The 25,748-nt window shown below is 42.8% G+C and carries 20 protein-coding genes; 5 read left to right on the top strand and 15 right to left on the bottom strand.

Annotated elements, in window-relative coordinates; all coding sequences use genetic code 11:
• Window positions 1-14: 14 nt before the first annotated feature.
• Complete coding sequence (locus tag BQ7997_RS14280; protein ID WP_073346980.1) at window positions 15-989, top strand: polyprenyl synthetase family protein; 975 nt, start codon at window positions 15-17, stop codon at window positions 987-989.
• Here BQ7997_RS14280 and BQ7997_RS14275 read toward each other — a convergent pair whose 3' ends face one another.
• The 15 genes from BQ7997_RS14275 to BQ7997_RS14205 all read right to left on the bottom strand — a co-directional run bounded on the left by BQ7997_RS14275 (window position 990) and on the right by BQ7997_RS14205 (window position 18,719).
• Window positions 990-1,670 carry a DUF1266 domain-containing protein gene (locus BQ7997_RS14275; protein WP_073347438.1) on the bottom strand — a complete coding sequence of 227 codons (681 nt, stop codon included), beginning with the start codon at window positions 1,668-1,670 and terminating at the stop codon, window positions 990-992.
• 405 nt (window positions 1,671-2,075) lie between these two features.
• Window positions 2,076-2,978 carry a deoxyribose-phosphate aldolase gene (deoC, locus tag BQ7997_RS14270; protein WP_022138036.1) on the bottom strand — a complete coding sequence of 301 codons (903 nt, stop codon included), beginning with the start codon at window positions 2,976-2,978 and terminating at the stop codon, window positions 2,076-2,078.
• A complete protein-coding gene (locus BQ7997_RS14265) occupies window positions 2,965-3,303 on the bottom strand; it encodes a nucleotide pyrophosphohydrolase (RefSeq protein ID WP_022138037.1) in 339 nt (112 codons plus the stop codon). The genes deoC and BQ7997_RS14265 overlap by 14 nt, the downstream gene beginning before the upstream one ends.
• 3 nt (window positions 3,304-3,306) lie before the next feature.
• Entirely contained in the window at window positions 3,307-3,759 is a 453-nt protein-coding gene (dtd, locus tag BQ7997_RS14260; RefSeq protein WP_022138038.1) for a D-aminoacyl-tRNA deacylase, read from the bottom strand.
• 252 nt (window positions 3,760-4,011) lie between these two features.
• Entirely contained in the window at window positions 4,012-5,856 is a 1,845-nt protein-coding gene (uvrC, locus tag BQ7997_RS14255) for an excinuclease ABC subunit UvrC (protein WP_073346979.1), read from the bottom strand.
• A gap of 105 nt (window positions 5,857-5,961) precedes the next feature.
• The gene (locus BQ7997_RS14250) at window positions 5,962-6,492 is read right to left on the bottom strand and encodes an adenine phosphoribosyltransferase (protein ID WP_097677808.1); all 531 of its coding nucleotides are present in this window, start codon (window positions 6,490-6,492) and stop codon (window positions 5,962-5,964) included.
• Between the two features lie 50 nt (window positions 6,493-6,542).
• Window positions 6,543-8,429: a tRNA uridine-5-carboxymethylaminomethyl(34) synthesis enzyme MnmG gene (mnmG, locus tag BQ7997_RS14245; RefSeq protein ID WP_073346978.1), complete on the bottom strand. Its 1,887-nt coding sequence runs from the start codon at window positions 8,427-8,429 to the stop codon at window positions 6,543-6,545.
• 765 nt (window positions 8,430-9,194) lie between these two features.
• Entirely contained in the window at window positions 9,195-10,274 is a 1,080-nt protein-coding gene (locus BQ7997_RS14240) for a TlpA disulfide reductase family protein (protein ID WP_073346977.1), read from the bottom strand.
• Between the two features lie 42 nt (window positions 10,275-10,316).
• The gene (locus BQ7997_RS14235; protein ID WP_022138043.1) at window positions 10,317-11,879 is read right to left on the bottom strand and encodes a RagB/SusD family nutrient uptake outer membrane protein; all 1,563 of its coding nucleotides are present in this window, start codon (window positions 11,877-11,879) and stop codon (window positions 10,317-10,319) included.
• 11 nt (window positions 11,880-11,890) lie between these two features.
• Window positions 11,891-15,340 carry a SusC/RagA family TonB-linked outer membrane protein gene (locus BQ7997_RS14230; RefSeq protein ID WP_073346976.1) on the bottom strand — a complete coding sequence of 1,150 codons (3,450 nt, stop codon included), beginning with the start codon at window positions 15,338-15,340 and terminating at the stop codon, window positions 11,891-11,893.
• A 127-nt stretch (window positions 15,341-15,467) separates the two neighbouring features.
• Window positions 15,468-16,598 (bottom strand): FecR family protein, encoded by a 1,131-nt coding sequence (locus BQ7997_RS14225; protein WP_235817297.1) that lies wholly within the window; start codon window positions 16,596-16,598, stop codon window positions 15,468-15,470.
• Window positions 16,599-16,678: 80 nt separating this feature from the next.
• Window positions 16,679-17,254 (bottom strand): RNA polymerase sigma factor, encoded by a 576-nt coding sequence (locus BQ7997_RS14220; protein WP_022138046.1) that lies wholly within the window; start codon window positions 17,252-17,254, stop codon window positions 16,679-16,681.
• A 138-nt stretch (window positions 17,255-17,392) separates the two neighbouring features.
• Window positions 17,393-17,596 (bottom strand): DUF3791 domain-containing protein, encoded by a 204-nt coding sequence (locus tag BQ7997_RS14215; RefSeq protein ID WP_229088124.1) that lies wholly within the window; start codon window positions 17,594-17,596, stop codon window positions 17,393-17,395.
• Between the two features lie 88 nt (window positions 17,597-17,684).
• The gene (locus BQ7997_RS14210; protein ID WP_073347436.1) at window positions 17,685-17,900 is read right to left on the bottom strand and encodes a DUF3791 domain-containing protein; all 216 of its coding nucleotides are present in this window, start codon (window positions 17,898-17,900) and stop codon (window positions 17,685-17,687) included.
• A gap of 177 nt (window positions 17,901-18,077) precedes the next feature.
• Window positions 18,078-18,719, bottom strand: coding sequence for an HU family DNA-binding protein (locus BQ7997_RS14205; RefSeq protein ID WP_073346975.1), 642 nt, complete (start codon window positions 18,717-18,719; stop codon window positions 18,078-18,080).
• A 795-nt stretch (window positions 18,720-19,514) separates the two neighbouring features.
• Here BQ7997_RS14205 and BQ7997_RS14195 point away from each other — a divergent pair.
• The 4 genes from BQ7997_RS14195 to BQ7997_RS14180 all read left to right on the top strand — a co-directional run bounded on the left by BQ7997_RS14195 (window position 19,515) and on the right by BQ7997_RS14180 (window position 25,748).
• Window positions 19,515-20,018, top strand: coding sequence for a hypothetical protein (locus BQ7997_RS14195; RefSeq protein WP_073346974.1), 504 nt, complete (start codon window positions 19,515-19,517; stop codon window positions 20,016-20,018).
• 287 nt (window positions 20,019-20,305) lie between these two features.
• On the top strand, window positions 20,306-20,875 hold the full coding sequence (locus BQ7997_RS14190; protein ID WP_073346973.1) for an RNA polymerase sigma-70 factor: 570 nt from the start codon (window positions 20,306-20,308) through the stop codon (window positions 20,873-20,875).
• Between the two features lie 248 nt (window positions 20,876-21,123).
• Window positions 21,124-22,329 (top strand): FecR family protein, encoded by a 1,206-nt coding sequence (locus BQ7997_RS14185; protein ID WP_073346972.1) that lies wholly within the window; start codon window positions 21,124-21,126, stop codon window positions 22,327-22,329.
• A gap of 59 nt (window positions 22,330-22,388) precedes the next feature.
• Window positions 22,389-25,748 (top strand): SusC/RagA family TonB-linked outer membrane protein, encoded by a 3,360-nt coding sequence (locus BQ7997_RS14180; RefSeq protein WP_073346971.1) that lies wholly within the window; start codon window positions 22,389-22,391, stop codon window positions 25,746-25,748.

The raw sequence follows: 25,748 nt of genomic DNA, 5'->3' as shown, positions 1-25,748 counted from the left end.
CAAATTACGTATTAATGGACAGTATCTCACTCATCAGGACTCCGATTGAAGCGGAACTGGCGGACTTCAAAAATCTTTTTGATAGTTCTCTTTCCAGTTCGAATGCATTGCTCGACAGCGTCGTATCTCATATACGACAGAGGAATGGTAAGATGATGCGTCCTATTCTCGTCCTGTTGGTAGCGCGCCTTTACGGTGCTGTCCGCCCTTCTACGCTTCATGCCGCCGTCTCCTTGGAGCTGCTTCACACAGCTAGCCTGGTGCACGATGATGTAGTGGACGAAAGTACCGAACGTCGCGGACAACTTTCGGTGAATGCCATCTTTAATAATAAGGTGGCCGTACTGACAGGCGATTACTTGTTGGCTACAAGCCTTGTTCATGCCGAACAGACCCACAGCCATCCTATTATCCAGTTAGTATCTTCATTGGGACAGGATCTCGCCGACGGCGAGTTGCTCCAGCTTTCCAATGTAAGCAATCGTAGTTTCTCCGAATCAGTTTATTTCGATGTCATCCGTAAGAAAACCGCCGCCCTTTTTGCAGCCTGCACAAAAGCCGCCGCTTTCTCGGTGGGAGTAGGTGAGGAAGAAGCTGAATTTGCCCGTTTGTTGGGCGAATATATCGGAATCTGCTTTCAGATAAAGGACGATATATTCGATTACTTCGACAGCAAAGAAATCGGCAAACCGACCGGCAACGATATGCTCGAAGGCAAACTGACATTGCCCGCCCTGTATGTGCTGAACTCAACGAAAGACAGCGCTATGCTGGAGATTGCCATCCGTGTGAAGGAAGGCACGGCCACCCCTGACGAAATAGCCCGTTTAATCGGGTTTATCAAAGAAAATGGCGGTATTGAATATGCAGTCCATACGATGAACCTTTATAAGCAGAAAGCCTTTGGCCTGCTGGCTTCCCTGCCGGATTCAGATGTCTGCGCGGCTCTCCGTGCCTATTTGGACTACGTGGTAGACCGCGAAAAGTAATTACTTCCTGTATTTGTCTAGCAGAGAATAACAAGTCAGCGCTCTGTCCCAATCTTCTATTCTTCCTGATTTCATGGCCCGGCCGAGCAGGTAGCTTTTGTCTATCTCTTCCGGAGTGCGAAGATTTTCCGCACATAATGCGCTTGCCTGTTCGATGTATTTCCAAGCCTCTTCTTTGGTAATGTACCCACTGCCCAAAGCTGCGCGGACTAATCCGACCAGCAGTCCCATATCCCATCCGACAACCCCTCTTTCCAAGTCATTAATCCATATGATCGGATCCCTTCTTTCTTCTGTATACTTCACGAAATTGTATAGATTCTTTCCCTGCTGAACGAAGCGCTCCACCCCGAAGAAACGTTTTTGAATGATTTCCTCGAACTCGCAGATGTTGCTTGTCGATAGGAGATAGGGGAGCATGATTTGATAGGAAACTCTGTCTCCTTCGTTAGTAAGGAACTGGAATAATCCGGTGACGGACTCGGTATCCGTGCAGTGAAAGTCTTCCGATAGAAATCTTGATAACTTTTGCGGATGTACGCCGGTATCCATGGAATTGATATAGAAACCATTCAGTGTGGCTTCCATATAACCTATACGCAACCCCTTTTTTCTCTCATTTCCAAGAAAGAAATTCAGAGGATTGGGATTGAATCGTACGGTTCTTATATGTGTTTCCATCCTTAGTACTTCCATTAAAATTTGCGAAAAGCGTGGGAACTGTTGCCATGTATTTTCCTGAGGCTTCGGCAAGCCGTTATGAAATACAAGCAACAGTCCCACGCTCCGTTCGAATATATAACAAAAGTATATACATGAAGGTGCGTGAGACCCGTTTGCTTATTACCGTTCATAACTTTGAAATTTGCCGAATTTCAGGAATATGGTAATAAATGAAACGTTCTCTAATATAACTAATTAGCTATATTTTCTCTGCTAATTCACTTACAAAGATAAGGAATTTTCCCGATAGCCTGGTAACTATCTTTAGTTTTTCTTAAATAAAAAATACCGCGTCGGCTTCCGTATAGACGGGAGCCGGCGCGGTGAGGCATATTTGAATTGCTAATGTAGCCTTTGACTTTCCTAGAAGAACTTGACCTCTTCGCCTTTAATATCCGAGAGCAATAAATTCGCTAAACGACTCGTTCCCAGGCGGAACAGTTGGTTATCCAGCCACTCTTCGCCCAGCAACTCCTTGACGATAGTGTAATAGATAATCGCATCGTTCACCGTGTTGATTCCACCTGCCGGTTTGAAGCCGACTTTGATGCCTGTCTTCTGATAATACTCCCTGATAGCTTCACACATCACGTAGGCGGCTTCGGGGGTGGCGGCAGGCTGTTGCTTTCCTGTAGATGTCTTGATGAAATCCGCGCCTGAATACATGGATAGGATAGAGGCTTTCTTGATGTTGGAAGCGCTCTTCAAAGCACCTGTTTCGAGGATTACTTTGAGGTGACGTTCCTTGCATACTTCCTTCAATTCCTGTATTTCCTCGCACATTCCTGCGTAGTCGCCACTCAGGAATTTGCCGACAGAAATGACAATATCTATCTCGTCCGCACCGTCTGCAATAGCCAGTGCAGTCTCTGCCACTTTTACCTCGATAAAGGTCTGTGAGGAAGGAAACCCGCCGGATACACAAGCGATATTGACGCCATCCACTTCCAACGTATTCTTCACGATAGCGGCAAAATTAGGATATACACAGATGGCAGCCACGTTCTTCAAGTCGGGATATTCGTCGTCGAACTTATTGACCTTTTCCGTGAAATGCATCACGCTTTCATCGCTGTCCGTACTGTTCAGAGTAGTCAGGTCAATGCAGTTGAACAGGAATTTCTTCACGTCTTCCGTATCATTTTCCGGTACTTTTTTCTCGATTAGTTCAGCTACGCGAGCCTGAATATCTGCATCGTTCAGATGTGTATTATACTTTGCCAATGCGGCATCATACTTGTTGGGCAGTGAGTTATTCTCTTCCATGCTCTTTCAGTTTTGGGTTATTGATATGTCTTTGATTATCTCGTTTCGTTTTCTTGTCCATGCTCTTCTGAAGGGCGGTGGTGAGGTCTACACCCGTCTGGTTGGCGATGCAGAGAAGTACCCAGAGTACGTCTGCTATCTCCTCGTCGAGATTGTCTTTCTCTCCCTCTTTGAAGGACTGGTCGCCGTATTTGCGAGCCATCACGCGTGCCAGTTCGCCTACTTCTTCCGTCAGAACCGCCATATTTGTCAGTTCACTGAAGTAGCGGACACCGTATGTCTTGACCCATTGGTCTACCTGTTTTTGAGCTTCTTCTAAAGTCATTTTTTACTCCTTGTTTTTTGTATCCATGCATATAGTAACAGGGCCGTCGTTTAAAAGTTCGACTTTCATGTCTGCCCCAAAGATTCCCGTGCCTATTTCTTTTCCTAATGCACTGCTCAAGTCCTTGCAGAATCGCTCGTAGAGTGGGATAGAAACTTCCGGCTTGGCAGCCTTGATATAAGAAGGGCGGTTTCCTTTCTTCGTAGAAGCGTGTAACGTAAACTGGCTGATGACCAGAATTTCGCCCCCGTCCTCTAAAATAGACTTGTTCATCACTCCGTTTTCATCGTCGAAAATACGTAGATTTACTATCTTTTTGCAGAGCCAGTCAATGTCTTCCTGACCGTCCGCTTCCTCGATGCCGACCAATATCAGCATCCCTTTTCCGATGGCGGACTTGCAGTTTCCTTCAATGGTCACTGACGCATGACTTACCCGTTGTATAACTGTTCGCATTGCTATTTATCCTATTTCATGATTATGAAAGGCAAATTTACAAAATTCGAAAGAGAAAACGATGGGTTGAGAGGAAAATATTATAGAGTCGTGCAGAAAGCTTTAATGATTTGGTTTAGGCACGGATTACACGGATTACGCTGTTACTTTATACAATCATATTTTCAAAATCCGTGTAATCCGTGTAATCCGTGCCTAAAAATGATAGAAATACAATCGGATCTATTCTGCCAATTTCTTATCGAACTGACGTTATTTATTGTCAGCTTGTTCATCGTTCAATCCCGCCTTTACAGTCTTTCCCTTCGCTTCCCCGACGATAGCGCTAATCTCCTCTAAAGAGGCTTCTTTGATTCGTTTTACGCTCTTAAACTCCTTCAAAAGGGCAGTCTTGCTCTTTTCACCGATTCCCTTGATATTATCCAACGCAGACGCCACTTGCCGTTTGCTCCGTTTATCGCGGTGAAAACTGATAGCGAAGCGATGCACCTCATCCTGAATCTGCGTCAGCAAGCGGAACAGCGGACTATGCTGCTTGATACCGATAGTCTGCGGTGGAAAACCGAAAAGCAGTTCCGATGTGCGGTGACGGTTGTCCTTAGCCAACCCCGCAATAGGAATATTAAGATTCAATTCATCCTCAATAACCTCCCTGACGACCTCCATTTGCCCTTTTCCACCGTCAGTAATAATCAGGTCGGGTAGTGGAGAGCTCTCCTCGATAGCGCGCTGATAACGCCTTCTTACGACCTCTTTCATCGACGCGTAATCGTCCGGCCCTACAACCGTCTTTATATTGTATTTCCGATAATCTTTCTTCGATGGCTTGGCCTTTTTGAATACGACACAGGCGGCCACGGCATCAGCCCCCTGTATATTCGAGTTATCGAAACATTCAATCTGCAAAGGCGGCCTTTCCAAATGTAACTCCTGCTGTATCTCTTTCATTAAACGCATACTTCTCTGCTCAGGATTCAGCTTCTCCGCTTGCTTCAGCCGGTCAGCCTTATATTGCTTCACATTCAAGATAGAAAGTTCCAGCAACTTCTTCTTGTCTCCCCTCTGCGGAACGGTGAAAACGACATTATTCAACTCTAAATCGAGCTTGAAAGGAACGATAATCTCCTTCGACATACTTTTATAACGCTCCCGCATCTCAATAATACCAAGCGTCAAAAGCTCCTCTTTCGACTCATTCAGCTTCTTCTTGTACTCGAAAGTGAATGCCTGATTGATAGCCCCGTTCGTAATATGAAGATAATTGATAAAAGCCGAATTAGCTTCATCTTCTTCAATAGAGAATACATCAATATTATGCAGGACAGAACTTACCACCTCAGACTTCGAACGGTAATTCTCTATCAGCAGATACTTTTCCTTTACCTTCTGCGCTTCTTCAAACTTCATCTCAGCCGCCAATGCCTGCATTTTCTCCAACAGCATCCGGCCGACCTCCTGTGTATTCCCTTTCAGAATCTCCTTGATTTCATCGATATTTTTAAGATAATCTTCCTGTGATTGCAGTCCGACGCAGGGGCCTGCACAGTTTTTGATATGATATTCCAGGCACACGTTGAACTTCCCGGCACGTATATTCTCCGGTGTCAGGTTCAAATGGCAGGTACGCAACGGGTACAAATGCTTAATCAAATCCAACAGCGCATACATTGACGGAATATGACTATACGGCCCGTAATAAGAAGAACCGTTCCTGATAATCTTCCTGGTTCTGAAAATCCGCGGAAAGTACTCATTCTGCACGCAGATGGAAGGGTACGTCTTGTCGTCCTTCAGCATTACATTGTAACGCGGCTTATACTTCTTAATCAGATTATTCTCCAGCAGCAAAGCATCCTCTTCCGTATTGACCACGATATAGCGGATATCGGCAATCTTGCTGACGAGCACCCGGGTCTTTCCCGGTTCATGCTCCTTGCTGAAATAGGAATAGACCCTTTTCTTTAAATTTTTCGCCTTTCCAACGTATATAATTGTCCCTTCCGTATTCAGGTATTGATAGATACCCGGCTTATCAGGAAGGTTGGCTACGATTCCTTTCAAATATTCATTGGTTTTGCTTTCCGGTTCTGTATTCATAATTGTTAGGGATGAGAGACCACTAAATGAGAAACTATTAAATGAGAAACTGCTAAAATGAAAAGGGCGTAGTTCAACTACGCCCTGCAAATATAATCAAATCCTTTATAAAGACAATACGGATTCTACTTCTACGTCATCTCCGAATACAGATTTCCCATTCAGGTCTTTCAGTTCGATGATGAAGTTTACATATACCTTCTTTGGTTTTAGCTTTTTCACCAGTGCACAGGCTGCTTTCATTGTTCCGCCTGTTGCCAGTAAGTCATCGTGCAGCAGCACTACGTCGTTTTCATCCAACGCATCTTTGTGGATCTGCACGGTGTCTTGCCCGTATTCCTTGTCGTAGCTTTCTTCAAGCGTTTCGGCGGGAAGTTTGCCGGGCTTGCGGATAGGGATGAATCCTGCGTTCAAGCGGGTAGCCAGGATAGGCCCCATGATGAAACCTCTCGATTCTATGCCTACTACTTTAGTGATGCCTTTCTCCTTATACATCTCAAACATAACGTTCGATAATTCTTGTAGACACCATGGGTCTTTGAATAAGGTGGTAACATCATAAAACAGGATTCCGGGAATTGGGAAATCCGGTATTTCCCGAATGCTTTTAATTAGCGTTTCTTTGCTCATAATCATTGAATTATATCGTTTCTTTAAATGCTTTGTTTCACGTGAAACGTTGCCGTTTATCGTCCGGAAAGTACCAGTAATACGTTGATGTCGCTTGGTGATACTCCCGGAATCCTGCTTGCCTGGGCAATCGTTTCCGGATCTATCTTTATTAGTTTCTGACGGGCTTCCGTCGATAATGATTGAATGGAAGCATAATCAAATTTGCCTTTGATTTTAATGCTTTCCAGTCTCGCCAGTTTTTCCGCTATCATTCGTTCCCTGTCAATATATCCTTGATATTTGATCAGGATTTCGGCAGCTTCGAGAATCTCTTCTTTACGGTCTTGATTAGCACTGGTTGCTTTATCCAGTTCCCGCTGAAATGCCGGAACGTATTCCGCTATGTTTCCGATTGTCACCTGCGGACGGTTCAGTATTTCTATCAGTTTGCATCCCTGGCGTAGGGGAGTTGTTCCTATCTTTTCGAGTGCGTCGTTAATTAATGCCGGTTTCATCGAGTAGTTGTGCGCGAAAGATACAATCTGGTCTACCGCCTCTTTCTTGCTCTTCATTAATTGATAACGTTCTTCCGTTGCCAGTCCGAGTTTGTAAGCCCGTTCGGTCAGGCGCATATCAGCGTCATCCATGCGGAGCAGGATACGATATTCTGCACGTGAAGTAAACATCCGGTAAGGCTCGTCCACACCTTTAGTTACTAAATCGTCGATCAATACGCCGATATATGCTTCATCGCGTGCCAGTGTGAAAGGCTCTCCGCCGTGGCAATTGATGTGCGCATTGATTCCGGCTACTAATCCTTGTCCACCTGCTTCCTCGTATCCGGTAGTACCGTTTACTTGTCCGGCAAAGAACAGGTTGCCGATAATCTTCGATTCCAACGTATGCTTTAACTGCGTCGGGTCGAAATAATCGTATTCGATAGCATACCCCGGACGATAAATCACCAAATCACTGAAAGCGGGAACTTTCTTTAATGCGGCAATTTGTATGTCCATCGGAAGCGAAGAAGAGAATCCGTTAAGATACAACTCTTGTGTGGTTTCTCCTTCCGGTTCGAGGAACAATTGATGCTGTGTCTTATCGGGGAAAGTTACAATCTTCGTTTCAATGCTCGGGCAATAACGTGGCCCGATGCTTTGAATCTGTCCGTTGAATAGGGGAGAATCCGGCAGTCCGTCACGTAGAATCTGATGTACCTCTTCATTGGTATAGCAAGTCCAGCATTGTAGTTGCTTCAGGTGGCGTACGCTCGTATTCATAAAAGAGAACTTATGAAAGTCACATTCACCGTCCTGTGTTTCCATCAGGTCGAAATGAACGCTGCGCGCGTCGATTCGTACCGGGGTTCCGGTTTTCATCCTTCCGTAAGTGATGCCGTGGCGGGCGATGGATTCGGTTAATTTGTAAGAAGCCGGTTCGGCCATTCTTCCGCCCGGTAACTGGTGGCGTCCTACGTGCATCAGCCCGTTGAGGAAAGTTCCTGCGGTGAGTACGATGCATTTTGCTGTAAGAGTAACACCCCACACAGTGACCACTCCGGTCACTGCACCGTTTTCAACAAGAAGTTCGCATACGGTATCTTGCCAGATATGAAGGTTGGGCGTATTCTCCAGTTTCTCCCGCCACGACCAGATAAACTTGGCACGGTCGCATTGGGCACGGGGACTCCACATGGCGGGGCCTTTCGAACGGTTCAGTATCCGGAACTGGATAGCTGTCTCGTCTGTTACCAATCCCATCTGTCCGCCCAACGCATCTATTTCACGTACTATTTGTCCTTTGGCAATTCCACCTACGGCAGGGTTGCAGCTCATCTGCCCGATCTTGTTCATGTCCATCGTAATGAGACAAGTCTTCGAACCTAAATTTGCAGCAGCGGCTGCCGCTTCGCAACCAGCATGTCCGGCACCAATTACAATTACATCGTACTTAAAATCCATTCTATCTTATTTATTATCAAACGGTGCAAAGTTACGGAAAAGTTGCGAGAAATATATCTCCATGCTCTTTTTGCTTCCGAAAATTCGGGGAGCTGCCCGGCTTCGTTGAAAAAAACGCCGTAATTTGGGCTTAGAAATATACAGTTTGTTCGATATTGACGGCTCAACCGTGTTTTAGATGCTTCGATTCCTTTTCAAAATGTCTATTTTCTGTCCAAAGATACTCGCTTATGCTTTCTTTTTGCTACTTCAAAATCGGTCGGAATACGGATAAAACTAGAACGAAAAGTGTTAAATTCACTCTTTGTCTTGACATAAATCAAAAAAACAGGCCAAAATTTGATTTTTTAGATTATAGCTCTTGTCATTTTCCGAAACAGCTCTAACTTTGCAGCGTAGTTGTGAAACTACTAAGATTTTTAGGTATTAGGAAAAAGGTAATATACGAAAGGTATTAGTTTATAAAATTAAGGTATTAGATTTAAAGATTAGTTTTTAGGAAAAAGATTGTTTTGATTAGGTATTAGGAAAAAAGTAGTTTTCAGGTAATGAGTAAATGAAAGATGAAAGAAAGAAGAATCCCATTAGGGGGATTCTTTAAAGGTGGGGCGGAATGATTCGCTCTTTTTTTGTGCCATGTCAGGAGATGCACGGGTTCTCTTTTTTTGAGCAAGGGGCTTTTCTAAAAGAAAGAGTCCCGAAAAAACTTCCGGGACTTTTCCATGCAATGATGGTTCTTTCATTCAATGATGAAGACACTCCTTGTTATTTCAAGACTTCGCTCAGTTTCTTTTCAATTTCCTCACCTCTGAGGCTTTTCCCTATAATCATTCCATTCGGGTCTACTAACAGGGTGGCAGGAATGGCTCTTATGCCATAAACGGCAGCGCCTTCACACTTCCAGCCTTTTAAGTCGGACATTTGCGGCCATGTGATACCCAGATCTTTTATTCCCTTCAACCATGCTTCTTTCTTGCTGTCCAAAGAGATGCCGACAACTTCAAAACCTTTGGAAGCGAACTTTTCGTAAGCTGCTTTTACATGTGGCATTTCCCCGCGACAAGGACCGCACCATGAAGCCCAAAAGTCAATCAATACATATTTCCCTTTTCCTATGTAGTCGGATAAGGCAACCTCTTTGCCGTTCACATCTTTCAATTTGACATCTGTATATTTCTGTCCCACTTCTGCGCGTTTCATGGCAGTCTGATGCTTGATAACAGCCTGAGTATATCCGTTTTCCTTCATGACAGGAGAGGCGGCTGCAAGAATTTTTGTAACCTCTTCGCTTGACAGGCTGCTTTCAAAGCGGCGGAGTAACTGTGCTCCGACAATATTGTTCAGGTTTTGGTTGATACATTCTTTTACTACTGCCGTCTGCCTGTTACTTACATCTTCCCAACTCTTTTCCAGTTCGAGCATTTTGTCCTTATCCTCTTCTTTTAATTCGGAAGCCTGTTTCCTTAATGCTTTGTATTCATTGTTGAATGCATTAATCTTCTCATTGCAAGCCTCAAGAATGTCATTTGAAGGCGTTCCTGTCGCTTTTCCCGAAGATTTATCCAGAGAGACATTGATAGTCCCGTCTTCAAGGATTAAAGTCGTTCTGGCTCTGCCCGCTGATACGGTGGCAAAACAAGCTTTTGGTTGTGTTCCTTTGAATGTAAAGGTATTGTTACTGATAATTACGCTATCCATTGCGGCGGCTTCACCGCTTTCTGCGTCATTGAGATAGACTGTCTGCCCATCCATACCGGTAGCGCTACCTTTGATGGTATAGTTTACTTGTGCGGATGCTGCGAGTGACATGCATAATGCGCATGTCGTGATACTGATTCTGTTCATAATTCGAATATTAAAGTTTTATTGTATGTTCAAGTTATCTGTTCATTTCTTTCCGAGCGGGTCATATGGACGGTTATCGACTTCCAATCCCCATTGCGGATTCTTTTCAATGATAGAGTTCGATTTCGGCAGCGTGTAATACTCATTATTCACCGGAGCCGAATAAGTCTTGCTTCCTATCTTATGTGTGATTGTAGTCTGACACCAGGGCTTTCCCGTATCATATACAAAACGTTTGATGTCAAAGGTACGCTGATAAGATGAAATAGGCAACTCCCGACGGCGTTCTTTTAGTATTTCATAAAGTAATTCATCTTCATTTAATGAACTGCCGTTCGGCAAGTCGGTATTATCACCGGAATAACGGTACTTGCGCAACAGGTTCAGGTCTTTCAATGCATTTGTCTTGTCGGAAGTGCGGGCTTCCGCTTCTGCTTTCATTAAAAGAAGCTGAGGATATGTGATGCCTTGATTGGTCAGCATTTTGGAACTGCGGCAATAAGTCCTTTTTATGCCGTCCTCATATTTTATGCCGCCTACGGTCGTCGAATATCCTAATATTCTCAAGGCAAATAACTGGTAACGCCTGTCGGTATCCGGGTCGAATAGGGCAAGGAAATCATCCGACGGGTAATAAGTGGATTGGCCATTGGTGGTGGCACATCCTGCAGGTGCTGTTCTGTAAAAAAGATTTTCCCTGTGTATACTTTGGTTGAACAGCAGGTCTTGTCCGAGTAAGTCGAGTGACAGTTCTTTGTCCGTTCCTTCTGCCGGCTCGGCATTGGGGTCATCCTCATAATAACATTGGTTGAAATCATAAATCATATTATCGACACTTCCTTTCAGTGCAAGAGAACGGCTCCATGCTTCCGACGCTTCTTTCAGCATATTGGGCCAGTCTCTCATATACATGAAATATTCTGCCCGCAAAGCATGCACGGCCGCCTTGTTGGCACGGCAGGGATTTACTACATTTTCGGGAGCGTCCAGCGCGTCATCCAAATCTTTCTTTACAAGCTGCATCAGTTCCGCTGTGGTAGCCAGGTCGGGATTGGGCACAGTAGGGTCGCCCGAAGTGCGGTAAGGAATTGTTTTGGTGCTGTTGTCCCCGTCAGGGTTATACATCGGGCCATAGCCCAGTCCGCCTACCATGTAAGACCATGCGCGTCCGGCTTTGGCCTGCGCGATAACCGCTTTGCCGTTTTCTGTTCCGGCGGCACCGTCCAGCCCTTCAATGCCCTCGATGACATTGTTGAATAATCCGACTGCCCGGTAGATTCCCCATTCCCACGTATATTGCGGCTTGATGGGACTCTCATAAGGCACATTGAAAGTATAGGCTGCATATACATCCTTATTGACATACGAGCTGATATATTTATATTTATCCTGATTCTCGCTTATGGATAAATTGTCCGCCAACATAGAATAAAAAGAGGTATTGTTGTTATCCATGAAATGGTACTTGATGGTACTTTCATTATTTAACAAATTCTCAAATTCCTCTATCTCTGTCGGTATTAACTTGCCGATGGGCTTCACATCCAGAAAATCACTGCAAGATGTAAAGGCGATGGATATCAAAAATAAGTATTTTAGTTTCATGATCTATTCAATTAAAATGAGAATGACAAACCGATATAAAACTCAGGGCGTAAAGGCAATGAAGTGTATCCCTGGTCGTAAGTGGGGCCGGAGTATCCGGTTTCGTTCACTTCCGCGATTTCGGGGTCTATGTCAACGCCTTTGGCTGTAATCCTGAACAGATTGCGCATCTGGAAATAGACTCTTGCGTTATTCAGATGAATCTTGCTGATGAGCGAACGGTCAAACGTGTAAGCCAGCGTGACATCCCGTAATTTCATATAACTGGCATTTCCGACTAATATATCCAGATATGGGAAATCAAACAAATCCATATTCCAGCTTTTCAGTACCGGATAGATTGCCGTTGCCTCGTCTCCCGGCTTTTGCCATCTTTCGCCTACATGGCGGTTGGAATAGTTGGAACCGCTGAAGCAATCTTTGCGATATTTGTGACCTAATTTGGCAATCAACATAAACGATAAATCCCAGTTCCTGTAACTGAATCTGTGAGTCATGGACATATCGAATTTGGGACGTAAGCTTCCCTGACAATAGACATCGTCTATCTCGGCGTCACCAATCAGTATTTTTTCTCCTTTTGAGTTATAAATCATGGTGGCTCCTTCTTCGTTCAAGCCTGCGAATTTATATCCCCAGATAGAATTGGCAGGGTATCCGGCAACAGTTACCGAGCCTGTGCTTGGCGTGTAACTACTTGCATAACTGCGTGTTACATTATACTCCTTCACCTTGTTATGATTGTATGCGAAATTGTAATTGATATTCCATTTGAAATTGCGCGTGGCAATAGCATCAGCGTCCACCGTTATTTCTATACCGTTATTGACAATCCTGCCCACGTTCTTGGTCAGAGAAGCAAAGCCGGTAGTCGGGTCTATCGCGTCTTTTGCCAACAGATCGGAACTGTTCTTGGTGTAGTAATCAAAGCTGAAGTTCAACCGGCTGTTGAAGAAAGAGAAATCCAGCCCGATGTTGGTCGTTTTGGTCTTTTCCCATCTTAACTGGTTGTTGGGCGGAGAGGCTACCTTGTAGGATACGCCACCGGTCGTCTGGTTGTAATCCCCTGCTTCCAGGATTAAGAACGGGCCTTCATCCAAGGCGATATTACCGTTTATACCATAAGACGCGCGGATATTCAGCCTGTTGATCCACGGCACATTGAAGAATTCCTCATTGGCAAGCTTATAGGTTCCGCCGACAGACCAAAGCGGTTTATGGCGGTATTTAGGGTCTGTACCGAAGAAATTGGTCAAATCCATACGAATGCTGCCGCTTACGATAAACTTGTTATTGTACTCATAGGAGCCGTTGCCATACCAGGAAACGAAACGGTTGTCACGGTAGGTATATTCTCCGTTTGTGAACGTGTCATAGAGCGGCGGACTCCACGGAGAGCCGAACAGCATGTCCGAATAGTTCACATTCCCGACAAAATCCTTTAAATTCATCGGAATAAAGGAACCGGCCACTTCATTGTATCCCGCGCGGGTTGCCATGGTGTTATAATCGTATGTGGAACGGCGTACTTCATTGCCCGCAAGGAGTGTGACGCGGTGTTTGTCATTCAGGAATGAACGGTTGTAATTGATTTGGGTACGTACCGTCCAGTCTTCGCTTACATTTCTTTTTTCATTGATAATGGCACCGTCGGGCAGATAATGGTTTACGGTATTTGTCTTGGAAGTCGCGTCGTTGTAGGCGATGCGAACGGCATAAGAATCGGCCTGACGCAATTGCTTGTATTGATAATTGCCCCTTTGCCATACCCCGCCGACTTCGATATTCAGTCCCTGCATGATGTCCAGACGCAGCTTGCCGCTGATTCTCGTGCTGAAGTTCGCGGTATTTATCGCGTCTTTGTAAACATCCTCAATCGGATTATATGACCAGTCTTTCATGCCGGGCGTATTCTGGTAAGTTTTCACTTTATACTGGCTGATTCCCCATACGTTACACGGATTCCCGTTTTCGTCTACAATGGCGGTATAAGGCTGTAAGGCGGAGCCGCTGCTGTATCCGGTCAGACTTGAATAGGTCGTGTTCGGCTCATTGGTACGGTTGTACAAGATGTTTGCCCCCAAGTCTATGGTCAGGAATTTATAAGGTTTCCATTGGTTGTTGAAATCCAGTATCAGCCTGTCCTCATCGGTATTGATGAAACTGCCCCTCTTGTAATTATAATTGGCTGCTACGTTGTACATATAGTTGTCTCCGCCACCGGAAATGGAGACATTGTGCTGATGGCTTAGCTGGTTGCGGAACATATACTTCTCAATCTGTTTCAAACCGTCCACCCCGCGGAGCTGGTTTATTTCCGCCATGGCTTCGTCCTGTGTTATCTTATTGTTATGTGCCTGCATCAGCAGATAGCTGACTCTGCTCATGTTTCCTTCATCCAACGGGTCGTAACTATCCGGAGACTGGTTGAACAAGTCAATCTCGGCATCAATATAATCCGAAGAAGATGCCCTGTTCAGTTTGCTTAAATCAGGTTTCAGCGTAACGTTGAACGAACCTTTGTAGGAGACTACCGCTTTTCCTTTCCGGCCGCGCTTCGTCGTGATGACGATAACCCCGTTGGCTGCCCGCGAGCCGTAGATGGAAGCCGCCACACCATCCTTGAGTACTGTGATGTTTTCAATATTGTCAGGGTTCAGATCTTCCAGTTTTCCTTCGATAGGATAGCCGTCGACTACGAGCAACGGGGTTTTCTCGGCGTTGAAAGTGGAGACACCCCGGATTTCAATGTTTCCTTTCTTGTCTATCACGATGCCGGCAGCCTGTCCTTCCAGTAAAGATTTCAAGTCGGGCTGTAACTTGGTTTCCAGTTTGCTGGAAGAAATAAGCCCGAATGCTCCTGTCACCCTCTCTTTGGAAAGAGTCTGGTAACCGGTCACAACCACTTCGCTCAACGCGGAAGTGGCAGGTAATAATTTTACGTTTACGGCTTTGGTGGCAGGAGTGACCTTGATCATCTGGTCAGCCATGCCTACAAAGGTGAATGTCAGTACCTCGCCCGGTGTGGCTTTGATTGAAAAGTGTCCGTTTGCGTCCGTGATTGTGCCGTTATTGCTTCTGGGGACAAAGACGCTTACACCTACCAGTCCGTCTCCGTTTTCATCTGTAACAGTGCCCGAAATGTTTATAGGAGCGTGTTTCTTGTCGCTGAGTGCCGTTTCCTTTTCAGGATAAAGGAGAATAAGGTTCCTTTTAATCTCGTAACGCAGCGAAGTCTGTTTGCAGAAATCCTGAAGGACTTCGGATAACGAAGCGTTTTGATAACTCAACGTCACTGTCTGTCCCGGATGAATGGTCGTTTCTTCGTACACAAAATGCAAATTTGTCTCCCTTTGCAATTGGTCTAACACTACCCTGACCAGAGTGTTTTGAACATTTATGCTTATCTTCTTGTCAGCCTGGGCAAACGCTTGTGTGCCAACTGTTAAAGAGAAGAGCATAAAAGTTATAAAACATCTAATCATTAAATTCTTACGAAGAAAAATTTCGTTTAAAACTTTTTTTCCCATAACTTTGTTTTGATTAAATGATTGAAATTTCCTGTTTCACAGGATTTTGATTGTTGTGTTATAGCGGGAAGGCTCCACCCTTTCCGCTATTTGTTATATATATCTTATTGTTTTCCCTGATGAATTTCACGTTTGACACTTTCTCGATTACTTCGATGGCAAAACTGAGTTCGTTATTGCGGAATATGACTCCGGCAAAACGCTTGTGCTTTAGCTTTTCATCATTGAAGCATATGTCTACGTTGTACCAACGTGAAAGTTGTGCGGCGATGTCGCCGAGTTCTGTTTTGCGGAACTCATACATTCCCTGCGACCACGATGTAAAGAGTCTTGCATCCACATTTTCTACTTTGATATCTCCTGTTCCGTGCATTGCCGCTTGTTGGTTCGGGAGCAAGGTGACCGAGCGTTCATGGTTATATATCTTTACTTTTCCTTCCGCCAGTGTCGTGTATATTCTATTTTCCGGATATGCTGAGACATTGAACTTGGTGCCCAGTACTTCTACTTTGTTGCCGGCCATGCTGACTATGAAAGGACGCTTGTTATCTTTGGCAACTTCAAAATAGGCTTCACCTGTCAAAGCAACTTCACGTTTGTCCACGAAACTGACCGGATAGTGCAGGCTGCTTTCAGAATTTAGCCACACTTTTGTCCCGTCTGCCAGAACAAGCAGGTACTCGCCACCACGGGGAACGGTCAGCGTATTGTATTTGAGAGTCTTGGGCGTCTCCTTTTTCGTGTCTTGATAAACAAGCGCCTCATTGGGCTTGCTGACGGCAATTGTACCTTCCGTACTCTCTATATTTCCTTCTTTTGTACCTAAATCTATTTCTTTCCCGTCATCCAGGGTTAAAGTGGCTTTTTTACTGCCCATTTCCGGAAAAGAATCCGTTGCGGCGGAAAGTTCTGTTTCCTTATGAGGGAAATTATGAGATAAGGAAGTGTAAGCCAGTGTGAAAATGAGCAGGAAAGATGCCGCGACAGCAACAGATGTATATGTCACGCGACGTATTTGTCTCCGGCTTTTCTTTTTCTGAAGGCGTTTCCATGCTTGTGCAGCGTCATACTGTTCGATGAAGTCAAGGCAGCGTCTGATTCTATGATGTTCAAACCATGTCTTTGCCGCCTTCTTGTGTTCATTCAAGTTATTGAACTGCGTGCGAGGGGTTTTCATTTCTTTGCTCATTTTATCAATCCTTTATAATAAGGAGTATAAAAGTTGCAAAATGGGTGACATAAGAAACGAAAAATATAAAATTAATTATTTTATAGCCATAAAAGTATTAGGTTGTTATCTTTGCGCAAGCGCTTCAATGCACGTGACAGATGGGTTTTCAGGGTATTCACGGATATATTCAGTTCTTCTGCCGCTTCTTTGTACTTTTTGTTTTCGAGAATCACCGCTTGCACGGCAGAGAGTTCCTGTTTGGGCAGCTTTTCCAGTTCTTCCATGATTTTCCTCTCTTTTTCTCTCAGTTCTTCTTCGTCGGTGATAGATTCGGTGATATCTATTTCCGTATCAAAAAGTTCTTCCATCGAGACGAGGTTGTTCTTCCTTAATGATAAGTAAGAGTTGTTCCGTATGGCATAAAACAGGTAACTGCGTAGCTTGACAGCAATATTCTGATATGTTTTTTTCTCCCAAAAAGAGATAAAGAAGTCCTGCACGATGTCTTCAGCCATGCTGAAAGAGTCTGTCAATTGCACGGCATAAAGACAAAGAGGCATATAATACGTATCAAACATCAATTTGAACGCACTTTGAGGATTGGTGCGAAACAGTTCCAATATGAGCTTGTCTTTTTCGTCGTAATATTTTTGTTTCTCTTGAAATCTGTGCATTACTTACTGCTTTTGGTTTTGCAAAGAAACGAAAAAAAAGCTTTCTAGGAACATTTTGATAATTATTAATAGTAGATATCGATAACTCGGTGAACAGATAATTTCATACTCATCAACATACCTTAATAATGATGCGTGTTAATGATTTGAGTCATTACCCTCTTTTGCTTTCCATTCCATCAATAGTTCGTCTGCTAGATATTCATCGCTTAAGCAGTGCATGTCACCTATTCCTTCACTTACCAGACGATAAGTATCCGAATCATAGAAGAATCCGAGTGCGTCTTCATATGGCAAGTGGAGAAAGTCGGCAAACAACCGGACTATTCGGGCATATTTCATTTGCAGTATGATTTTATCGGCTTGCATGGTCAGTTCCTCTTGTTGTTATTTCCTTGACACTGATAAAATGAAGATGCATGATATAGTTTCATGCTAATACTCCTTTCTCTTTCATGTATTGGATAAGATCCTCAACGATGTATTCTTTATTGAATGTATGAAGAACGTCATATCCCGGAATCAGATAATCTGTCAGTATTCCGGAAGTACGCAGTAATTCATATGTTTTCCCTGCACTCATTTTCAATGCTTCTGCAAGGCTGCCTACACAAAAGGTTGTAAAACTTAACGTCTCAAAATTCATATCCGTCAATTGATTGTTATTTGCAAAAATAGCACTAATTCTTCGTAAATCAATCGGTTCTCTTAGTTTTTATTCGATTGGTTGTTCATTCCCTTCACATTGAGATAATTCTCAATCTATCAGTCATTTTACGTGATTCGTTGAGTGAAAACATCTCTTTCACGTCCTTCACACCCTTCATCGTGTGGGATGCTCCGCATCTCTCGACACCCCATAATAACCGGGAGCAGGCACATACATCGGTTGAGTGCGCAAGCCGATATTCACCAGCTTTCCTTCTCCACGCAAACGAACCAAATGTGTTTTGGCGGTAGTACGAGCCAAGCCGCATATCTCTTGAAAGTCACGACGGGTCATCATCTGATGTCCGGCAAAATATTCTTTCAACAAGATGTCAATCTCCACTTCCGAAATCTTCTCCGAATGGCGGACGTACTTGGACTGACTGGCACGAACGCCAACAAAATGTCCTTTCAGATTAGTGTCAGGACGGAAACGGACTGTTTTAAAAGTCACCTTGTTGGTTTTGTGCGGAGTACTGCGGGTCACTTTCCCCGTAGCCGCCAAAGTGGGGAAAAAATAACCGATTCCCTCGATATGCACTTCTTTCCCCTCACGCAACGACTCGCCGAGAATCTTCGACAGGTTGTCAAGCACATTCTTTACATCACCCACAGTCAACGAACTGTAATCATGAATCTTATAACAAAGCATATCCGTATCCACCTTACCATTCATAAAGATACGCGGATGCAACGCTGTCTCTTCTTCTTCCGAAGATGCATTAGGATTTTCATACCAATCAAATACAATAGCCATTACTTCTTATTAATAAAAATGTTTAACTTCATCATGAGACGACTGTAATCGGCTACTTGGACAACTGGAATCGGCTGTTCAGTCAACTATAGTCAGCTAACTGGACAACTCTAGTCGGCTTTCCTCAAATAAGCACTAAAGATACGACAAAGTAACGACATATCAGCATAAGAATGTATGTTTTTCGTTTCAGAAGAAAGGAAGTATTTACTTTGTTTAATGCTTGTAAGCCTTATATTCATGTTATACCTTAACAATATCTTTATTTGCATCCGCCTTGTCTGACTCATTGTTGATACAAAACTTCTTATATTTATTTCCGTATTTCCGACATAGTTCAAAAAAAACATCTATCTTTGTCACGCACTTTCGGCCCATCGGCGTGATGAAACTGGCGGAAAGTGTTTTTTATTTCCTTTATGGAGTAAATAACGTATTGTCTCTTGTTCTAGAAATTAGCAAACTTTTATGTGTCAAGAGATGATACAACAGATACTCCGCGTGAATTGCCGTATATCAACATATCCGTGAAAGATGTGTTATATATAAACGATTGGCGTGGGTGTCTGTTGTTATCATTATCTGGCACAAGGGTATTGCTAGCCTCTAGAATGGATAATGGTGCAACAGCATCTGCGCCTTTCTTGTGTCCGGACGGTTTGTTTCGCGCCCTTGTATATCCCTGATTAATCCCCACCCACCGGATTATAGAAAGTGCAGATGCCCGTTGTGCTAATATATTAAGAAAAGAGCTTTCACTCTTTTTAATTGTATAACACATAAAAAACGAACACTATGTCGGAATGGATTAGCATAAAAGAAGCGGCTAAAAGACACAACCTTGATGAAGAGTATATCCAACTTTGGGCGGACATGAAAGTGATAACTGCCTATCTCAAGGAATATAATACGGTTGTAGTAAACGATGAATGCCTTCGTGCATTCCTGAAAGTCAAGGAGCAAGGGAATACTCTGGCATATGTTGGGATGCTGGAACGATTTGGTATCAGCAAATCCGAGGCTTGTGTAACGTATGCCTATCTCTTAAGTGCACGCGACAAGGAAATAGAAATGTATAGAGAAGCAAAAACGCAGCGGGACGCATTACGTAGGATGTGGCTGGAGCAGAATGACCAAATGCGGGATTTGGCAGTAGAATTTGCATTGGAGCAAACCTGTTGTTATAAATGTTGGTTGAAGAAGCTGTGTATGACAATCAAGAAAATAACAGCTCGTAGTCGTGTCGGAATGAGGTTTCCGGTAAGATTGAGGAGAAATAATAAGAAATCAGAGCGATAAAATAGCGGTGATAGGTGATAGATGAGGTGATAGGTTGCCGACAACCTATCACCATATCTGAAAGTACCATGAATAAACTGTTTCAAGATGTCCGGTGATAGGTGAAAGAGAAAAGTGAAAAAACTCTATGTATGTGAGAGAGCTTTTTTTATTTTCTATTTTGTAAGCCGGCAAGGTCTGCGTTTCTGAAAAAAACAATATATTTGCATTCGTAAATATCGCAAAAGTAAGTAGTTACGGTGATTTTTATGAATTCTGTTTTCTTTTTTCGCAGGTAATGTGACAGTATGAACGATAAAATTGACACCATAGTAGCGGGAGTAAACCGGAAGGATGAAAAGATGTGGGGCGATTTCTACGATCGTTTTTATGCTGCTTTATGTGTTTATGTTTCCAAGATATTGCCGGTTCCCGATGCGGTGGAAGATTTGGTGCAGGAAGTCTTTATTTCTGTATGGGAGGGCAAGCGAACCTTTTCCGATATGAAAGAACTTACCAATTATCTCTATCGCGCCTGCTATAATAACACCTTATTATATATACGCAATAATCAAATTCATGATACCATATTGAGTTCTTTAGCCGAAGAAGAAGGTGTAGAAGATGAAGATATGATTTATGCATTGACGGTAAAAGAAGAAATTATCCGCCAACTGTATTGTCATATTGAAGAACTTCCTGCCGAACAACGCCGGATTATCTTAATGAGAATCGAGGGGCATACGTGGGAAGAGATAGCGGAACGTCTGGAGATAAGTATCAATACCGTCAAAACCCAAAAGACCCGCAGCTATAAGTTTCTCCGTGAAAGGCTGGGGGATTCCATGCATTCCATAATTCTTTGTTTATTTCTCTAAAAAGATAAAAAAGTCATTCTGATACTTCTTTATCTTTTTATTGATTGATTAAGATTTGTTTTCTTTGTTAAAATCAAAAGATTTTCTTTTATATTGTGACATTATGATATATTTCTGCCCCTAAATTCTGATTCCTTATTCTCCTATCTCAAAAAAATATCATCTTTTTGTCACCCCTTTCTATGAGTTGTGTATATCTATAATAAAGATGAATTAAACAATTGTTTAATTAAAAAAATCGCAATAAGATGAAGAAGTTCGAAAATGTATATCAAGATGCCGCTTTAATGAGAAAGGTTCTTTTGGGAGAAGCTGATGAAGTGGAGCAACAAGACCTTGAAAAACGGCTGGCGGAATGTCCGGACTTACAAAATGTATATGAACAATTACAGAACGGGGAGACTTTGAAAGTCGCCTTTGGAGAATATCAAAAATATTCGTCAAAGAAGGCTTATCAGTCTTTTCTTCAGAATATCGGACGAATGGAACCCGAAGCGCAGAAGCGCCGTTCTCTCCGTGTTTGGTGGTACGCTGCTGCGGCTGTCGTTACTTTAGTCGTTGCCCTTTCTTTCTATATGTCGAACTATATCTCACCGGAAAAAGAGGGGAAGGCCCTGATTCAGCCGGGAACCCAGCAGGCACAACTGACTTTGCCCGATGGCAGCGTGATTGATGTGCATAAAAAAGAAGTAAGCGTAATCGTGGACGGTGTTCAAGTAAAATATAAGAAAGGAGTGCTGTCTTATCAGCCTACCGTCACAACACAACATGAGGAGAAAAGCGTCGAAGAACAACCTGCCAAATCAAATGAACTGGTTATACCGCGTGGGGGTGAAAACACCGTAATCCTTGCCGATGGAACGACAGTGCATTTGAATGCCGGCTCCAAACTGACTTATCCGGTACGTTTTGGCGGTAAACGCAGAATTGTACGTTTGGAAGGCGAAGCCTATTTTGATGTTGTGGCGGATGAGGAACATCCGTTTGTGGTACAAACTCATCTTGGAGAAATAACCGTACTTGGTACTGAATTTAATGTGAATGCTTATGCCGATGCCCCTGTCTGCTATACGACTCTGGTACATGGGAAAGTGAAATTCTCCACATTAAATGCGGAAACGATTACTCTTTCCCCGGGTGAACAGGCTATTGTATTTGCCAATAGTTCAACGAAACGCGAGGTGGATTTGGAAGAATATGTTGGTTGGGTAGATGGTATGTACATCTTTAATGACCGTCCCCTGGGCGATATTATGAAGACATTCGAACGCTGGTATGACATACAGGTTTATTACGAAACCCCGAACCTGCGCGACATTACCTATAGTGGCAGCCTGAAGCGTCACGGAACAATAAACTCCTTCCTGGATGCACTGGAACTGACGGGCGACCTGACTTACAAAATCAGTGGGCGGAGTATATTGATATATGACAAAGCGGATGAACAGGAATAAAAGGATAGAATATTAGAATAATTAGAATATTAGGTACACAAAAGTTTAATTATTAATTTATGAGAGAAAAACGATGGCTGCTATGTTTTCTAGTGGCAATGTGCTGCACGTTTAGTGCATGGGCATTACCGTCACAAGACAAGACGGTGACTTTGAAACTGCACAATGTCTCTATCGAGACTGTCCTGGATGCAGTGAAGAAACAGACAGGCGTGAATATGTTGTATAATTCACAAATGTTCAAGGGCGTTCCCCCGGTGTCGATTAATGTGAAAAATGAGAGATGGGACGCGGCTCTTAAGTTGGTATTGAATCCTCAAGGCTTTGACTATGTGATGAAAGACGGTATCGTTGTCATCCGCAAACAAAAGCGTGAAAACCGTGTTCGTGGTATGGTGACAGATTCACATGGAGAGCCGATTCCCGGAGCCAGTATTATTGTTAAAGGTACACGTACAGGTACTTCTACCAATATTGAAGGTGAATTCACTTTGGACGTGAAAAGTGATAAAGTGGCGTTGGAAGTTTCTTTTATTGGTATGAAGAAGCAGACTGTTCAAGTAGATGCTACCCGCCGGAAAACGGTTGAAATTACATTGGTAGACGATGTCAAAACATTGGAAGATGTGGTTGTGACCGGATATAGCAATGTACGTAAATCTAGCTTTACAGGTAGTTCGACTCAGATTTCGGGTGATGATCTGCGTAAGGTGTCGCAAACAAATGTGATCGGAGCAATTCAGTCATTCGATCCCTCTTTCCGTCTGGTGGATAATGTGCAATTTGGTTCTGACCCGAATGCTTTACCTGAAATGTATATCCGTGGACGTTCTGGTTTTGGTGTTAAAGAACTTGATAAAGATCAACTTTCAAAATCAAATTTGGAGAATAATCCTAACTTACCAACCTTCATCATGGATGGTTTTGAGGTAAGTATTGAGAAGGTATATGACTTGGATCCTACCCGTATTGAGAGCTTGACGGTTTTGAAAGATGCTGCTGCTACTGCTATGTATGGTTCACGTGCTGCTAATGGTGTGGTAGTTATTAATACGGTTGCTCCGAAAGCAGGGGAGATTCGTGTTTCGTATAATTTTACCGGAACGTTGGAAATGCCTGACTTGAGAGACTATAATTTGGCAAATGCATCAGAAAAATTGGAGATAGAACGTTTGGCCGGGCTATATGATAAAGGACAAAATAATAATTCAACAACCGCACAGGGATTGAATAATTATTATAAGAGATATGCTTTAATTCAAAAAGGTGTTGATACAGATTGGATGAGTCTTCCGCTTCAGAATTCTTTTAATCAGAAGCATAGCATTTATTTAGAAGGAGGTACACCTAATTTACGCTATGGTGTAGATGGATCATTTAGTCCAGGAAATGGTGTAATGAAAGGAACGAAACGTGATCGTTATACTGCGGGCTTTTCATTAGATTATCGTATTAAAAAACTGCAAGTTAAGAATTATGTGTCTTTTGGACATACTAAGGCAACCGAATCTCCTTATGGCTCGTTTAGTGACTATACTAGTTTGCAACCTTATGATACCCCTTATGAAGATAATGGAGAGTTGAAGCAGCAGCTTAGTTTTTCTAATGTAGGCGGGAAAATTGCAAACAACCCGTTATATGAGGCTACTTTGAGTAACTATAATTGGAATTCTTACGATGAAATAATTGATAATTTGAACTTTAATTGGTATTTGGATGATTATTGGACTGTAAAAGGCCAATTAAGTCTTACTAAAAAGTATTCTAAATCTGAAAGGTTTATCGATCCACTTTCAATAAAGTCCAGTGTATATGGTACGAATGATAAAAATTTGTCTGGTGACCTTTATACGACACAAGGTGAGAGTCTGAATTGGAATGTAAATGCATTTCTTTATTATACTCGTAGCTTTAATAAGAAACATAATTTGAATGTTTCAGGAGGTTGGGAGGCTTCTTCCGGAATGACTGAAAGTACTAATGCTCATTATCGTGGTTTCCCATCAGGAGAGTTCCATTCGTTAAACTATGCGGCGGAAATCTATAAGAAACCAACTCGTTCCGAGAATACCACTCGTATGGTCAGTGTGCTTGCTTCTGCCAATTATACTTGGGATGATATCTATTTGGTGGATGCTTCTGTTCGTTTTGATGGTTCTTCAGAATTTGGGGCAAATCAGAAATGGGCGCCTTTCTTTTCTGGTGGTTTAGGTATTAATGTCCATCAATATGACTTTCTTAAGGAGAATGCGTTTATTAATAAGCTGAAAATCCGTGCTTCCTATGGGCGAACAGGTAAAGTCAACTTCCCTGCATATGCTGCTACAACAATGTATGAGTCTTTATTTGACGAATGGTATATAACAGGTTACGGAGCAGTATTAAAAGCATTAGGAAATAAAGACTTGACTTGGGAGAAAACGGATAAATTTAATATCGGTCTGGAGACCAAAACATTCAATAACCGTTTGACAATTGATTTTGAATATTACTTTAACAAAACAATTGATTTGGTGAATGATGCCACTCTTTCTCAGACTTCCGGTTTCTCAACTTTTAAAGATAATATGGGAGAGGTGGTCAATAAGGGGATAGAATTGAAGTTGCGTGGTGATATTTATCGTGATAGAAACTGGATTGTTTCGCTATGGGGAAATATGTCGCACAATGCCAATGAAATTTTGAAGATTTCTGATTCACAAAAGGCTTATAATGAGCGAATAATAGCATTTTATAAGAAAGAGGCTCTTTATCAGGAGGTGAATAACAAATCTTTGGGAGATGCGAGCTACTCTGTACCTCTCCCTCAATATGAAGAAGGAGCTTCTTTGACTTCAATCTGGGCAGTGCGTTCATTAGGTATCGATCCGACTACGGGAAAAGAAATATTTCTTAATCGGGATGGCTCTATCTCTGATAAATGGGATGCGACTCAGGAAGTTGTAGTCGGTAATACGGAGCCAACTTGTAGTGGAGCGTTCGGCTTAAATTTAGCTTATAAAAATTGGAGTTTGTTTGCTTCTTTTTTATATGAATGGGGTGGTCAGGAATATAACCAGACTTTGGTTAATAACGTAGAAAATGCAGATGTGGTTAATAAGAATGTTGATTTACGTGTGTTGACAGATAGGTGGAAGAAACCGGGAGATGTAGCTCAATTTAAAGATATTAAGAGCCGTACATTGACAACTTTGCCTACTTCACGTTTTGTGCAAGACAAAGCGTTGATTCGAATGAACGCATTAAATCTTAGTTATGATTTCAATCGTGAATGGATAAAAAAACATTTTCGTATGAATATGCTTCGTTTGGAAGCCTCTACCAGTGATCTGATAAATTGGTCTTCAATCAAGCAAGAACGCGGTTTAAGCTATCCAAAATCATGGAAAGTGGAATTCTCATTAAAAGCACAGTTCTAA

The organism is Bacteroides congonensis, from assembly GCF_900130125.1.
Classification (GTDB): Bacteria; Bacteroidota; Bacteroidia; order Bacteroidales; family Bacteroidaceae; genus Bacteroides; species Bacteroides congonensis.
Note: the sequence above shows the minus strand (reverse complement) of the source record. Positions and strands in the feature narration are given on the sequence as shown.

Bases quoted from the DNA above. Each gene is read 5' to 3' on its own strand.
- BQ7997_RS14185 (WP_073346972.1), top strand. From the start codon at position 21,124: ATGAAGAAGTTCGAAAATGTATATCAAGATGCCGCTTTAATGAGAAAG.
- dtd (WP_022138038.1), bottom strand. From the start codon at position 3,759: ATGCGAACAGTTATACAACGGGTAAGTCATGCGTCAGTGACCATTGAA.
- BQ7997_RS14205 (WP_073346975.1), bottom strand. From the start codon at position 18,719: ATGGCTATTGTATTTGATTGGTATGAAAATCCTAATGCATCTTCGGAA.
- BQ7997_RS14275 (WP_073347438.1), bottom strand. From the start codon at position 1,670: ATGGAAACACATATAAGAACCGTACGATTCAATCCCAATCCTCTGAAT.
- BQ7997_RS14250 (WP_097677808.1), bottom strand. From the start codon at position 6,492: ATGATTATGAGCAAAGAAACGCTAATTAAAAGCATTCGGGAAATACCG.
- BQ7997_RS14235 (WP_022138043.1), bottom strand. From the start codon at position 11,879: ATGAAACTAAAATACTTATTTTTGATATCCATCGCCTTTACATCTTGC.
- BQ7997_RS14230 (WP_073346976.1), bottom strand. From the start codon at position 15,340: ATGCTCTTCTCTTTAACAGTTGGCACACAAGCGTTTGCCCAGGCTGAC.
- BQ7997_RS14240 (WP_073346977.1), bottom strand. From the start codon at position 10,274: ATGAACAGAATCAGTATCACGACATGCGCATTATGCATGTCACTCGCA.
- BQ7997_RS14220 (WP_022138046.1), bottom strand. From the start codon at position 17,254: ATGCACAGATTTCAAGAGAAACAAAAATATTACGACGAAAAAGACAAG.
- BQ7997_RS14190 (WP_073346973.1), top strand. From the start codon at position 20,306: ATGAACGATAAAATTGACACCATAGTAGCGGGAGTAAACCGGAAGGAT.
- uvrC (WP_073346979.1), bottom strand. From the start codon at position 5,856: ATGAATACAGAACCGGAAAGCAAAACCAATGAATATTTGAAAGGAATC.
- mnmG (WP_073346978.1), bottom strand. From the start codon at position 8,429: ATGGATTTTAAGTACGATGTAATTGTAATTGGTGCCGGACATGCTGGT.
- BQ7997_RS14215 (WP_229088124.1), bottom strand. From the start codon at position 17,596: ATGAAATATGCCCGAATAGTCCGGTTGTTTGCCGACTTTCTCCACTTG.
- BQ7997_RS14280 (WP_073346980.1), top strand. From the start codon at position 15: ATGGACAGTATCTCACTCATCAGGACTCCGATTGAAGCGGAACTGGCG.
- deoC (WP_022138036.1), bottom strand. From the start codon at position 2,978: ATGGAAGAGAATAACTCACTGCCCAACAAGTATGATGCCGCATTGGCA.
- BQ7997_RS14225 (WP_235817297.1), bottom strand. From the start codon at position 16,598: ATGAGCAAAGAAATGAAAACCCCTCGCACGCAGTTCAATAACTTGAAT.
- BQ7997_RS14195 (WP_073346974.1), top strand. From the start codon at position 19,515: ATGTCGGAATGGATTAGCATAAAAGAAGCGGCTAAAAGACACAACCTT.
- BQ7997_RS14210 (WP_073347436.1), bottom strand. From the start codon at position 17,900: ATGAATTTTGAGACGTTAAGTTTTACAACCTTTTGTGTAGGCAGCCTT.
- BQ7997_RS14180 (WP_073346971.1), top strand. From the start codon at position 22,389: ATGAGAGAAAAACGATGGCTGCTATGTTTTCTAGTGGCAATGTGCTGC.
- BQ7997_RS14265 (WP_022138037.1), bottom strand. From the start codon at position 3,303: ATGACTTTAGAAGAAGCTCAAAAACAGGTAGACCAATGGGTCAAGACA.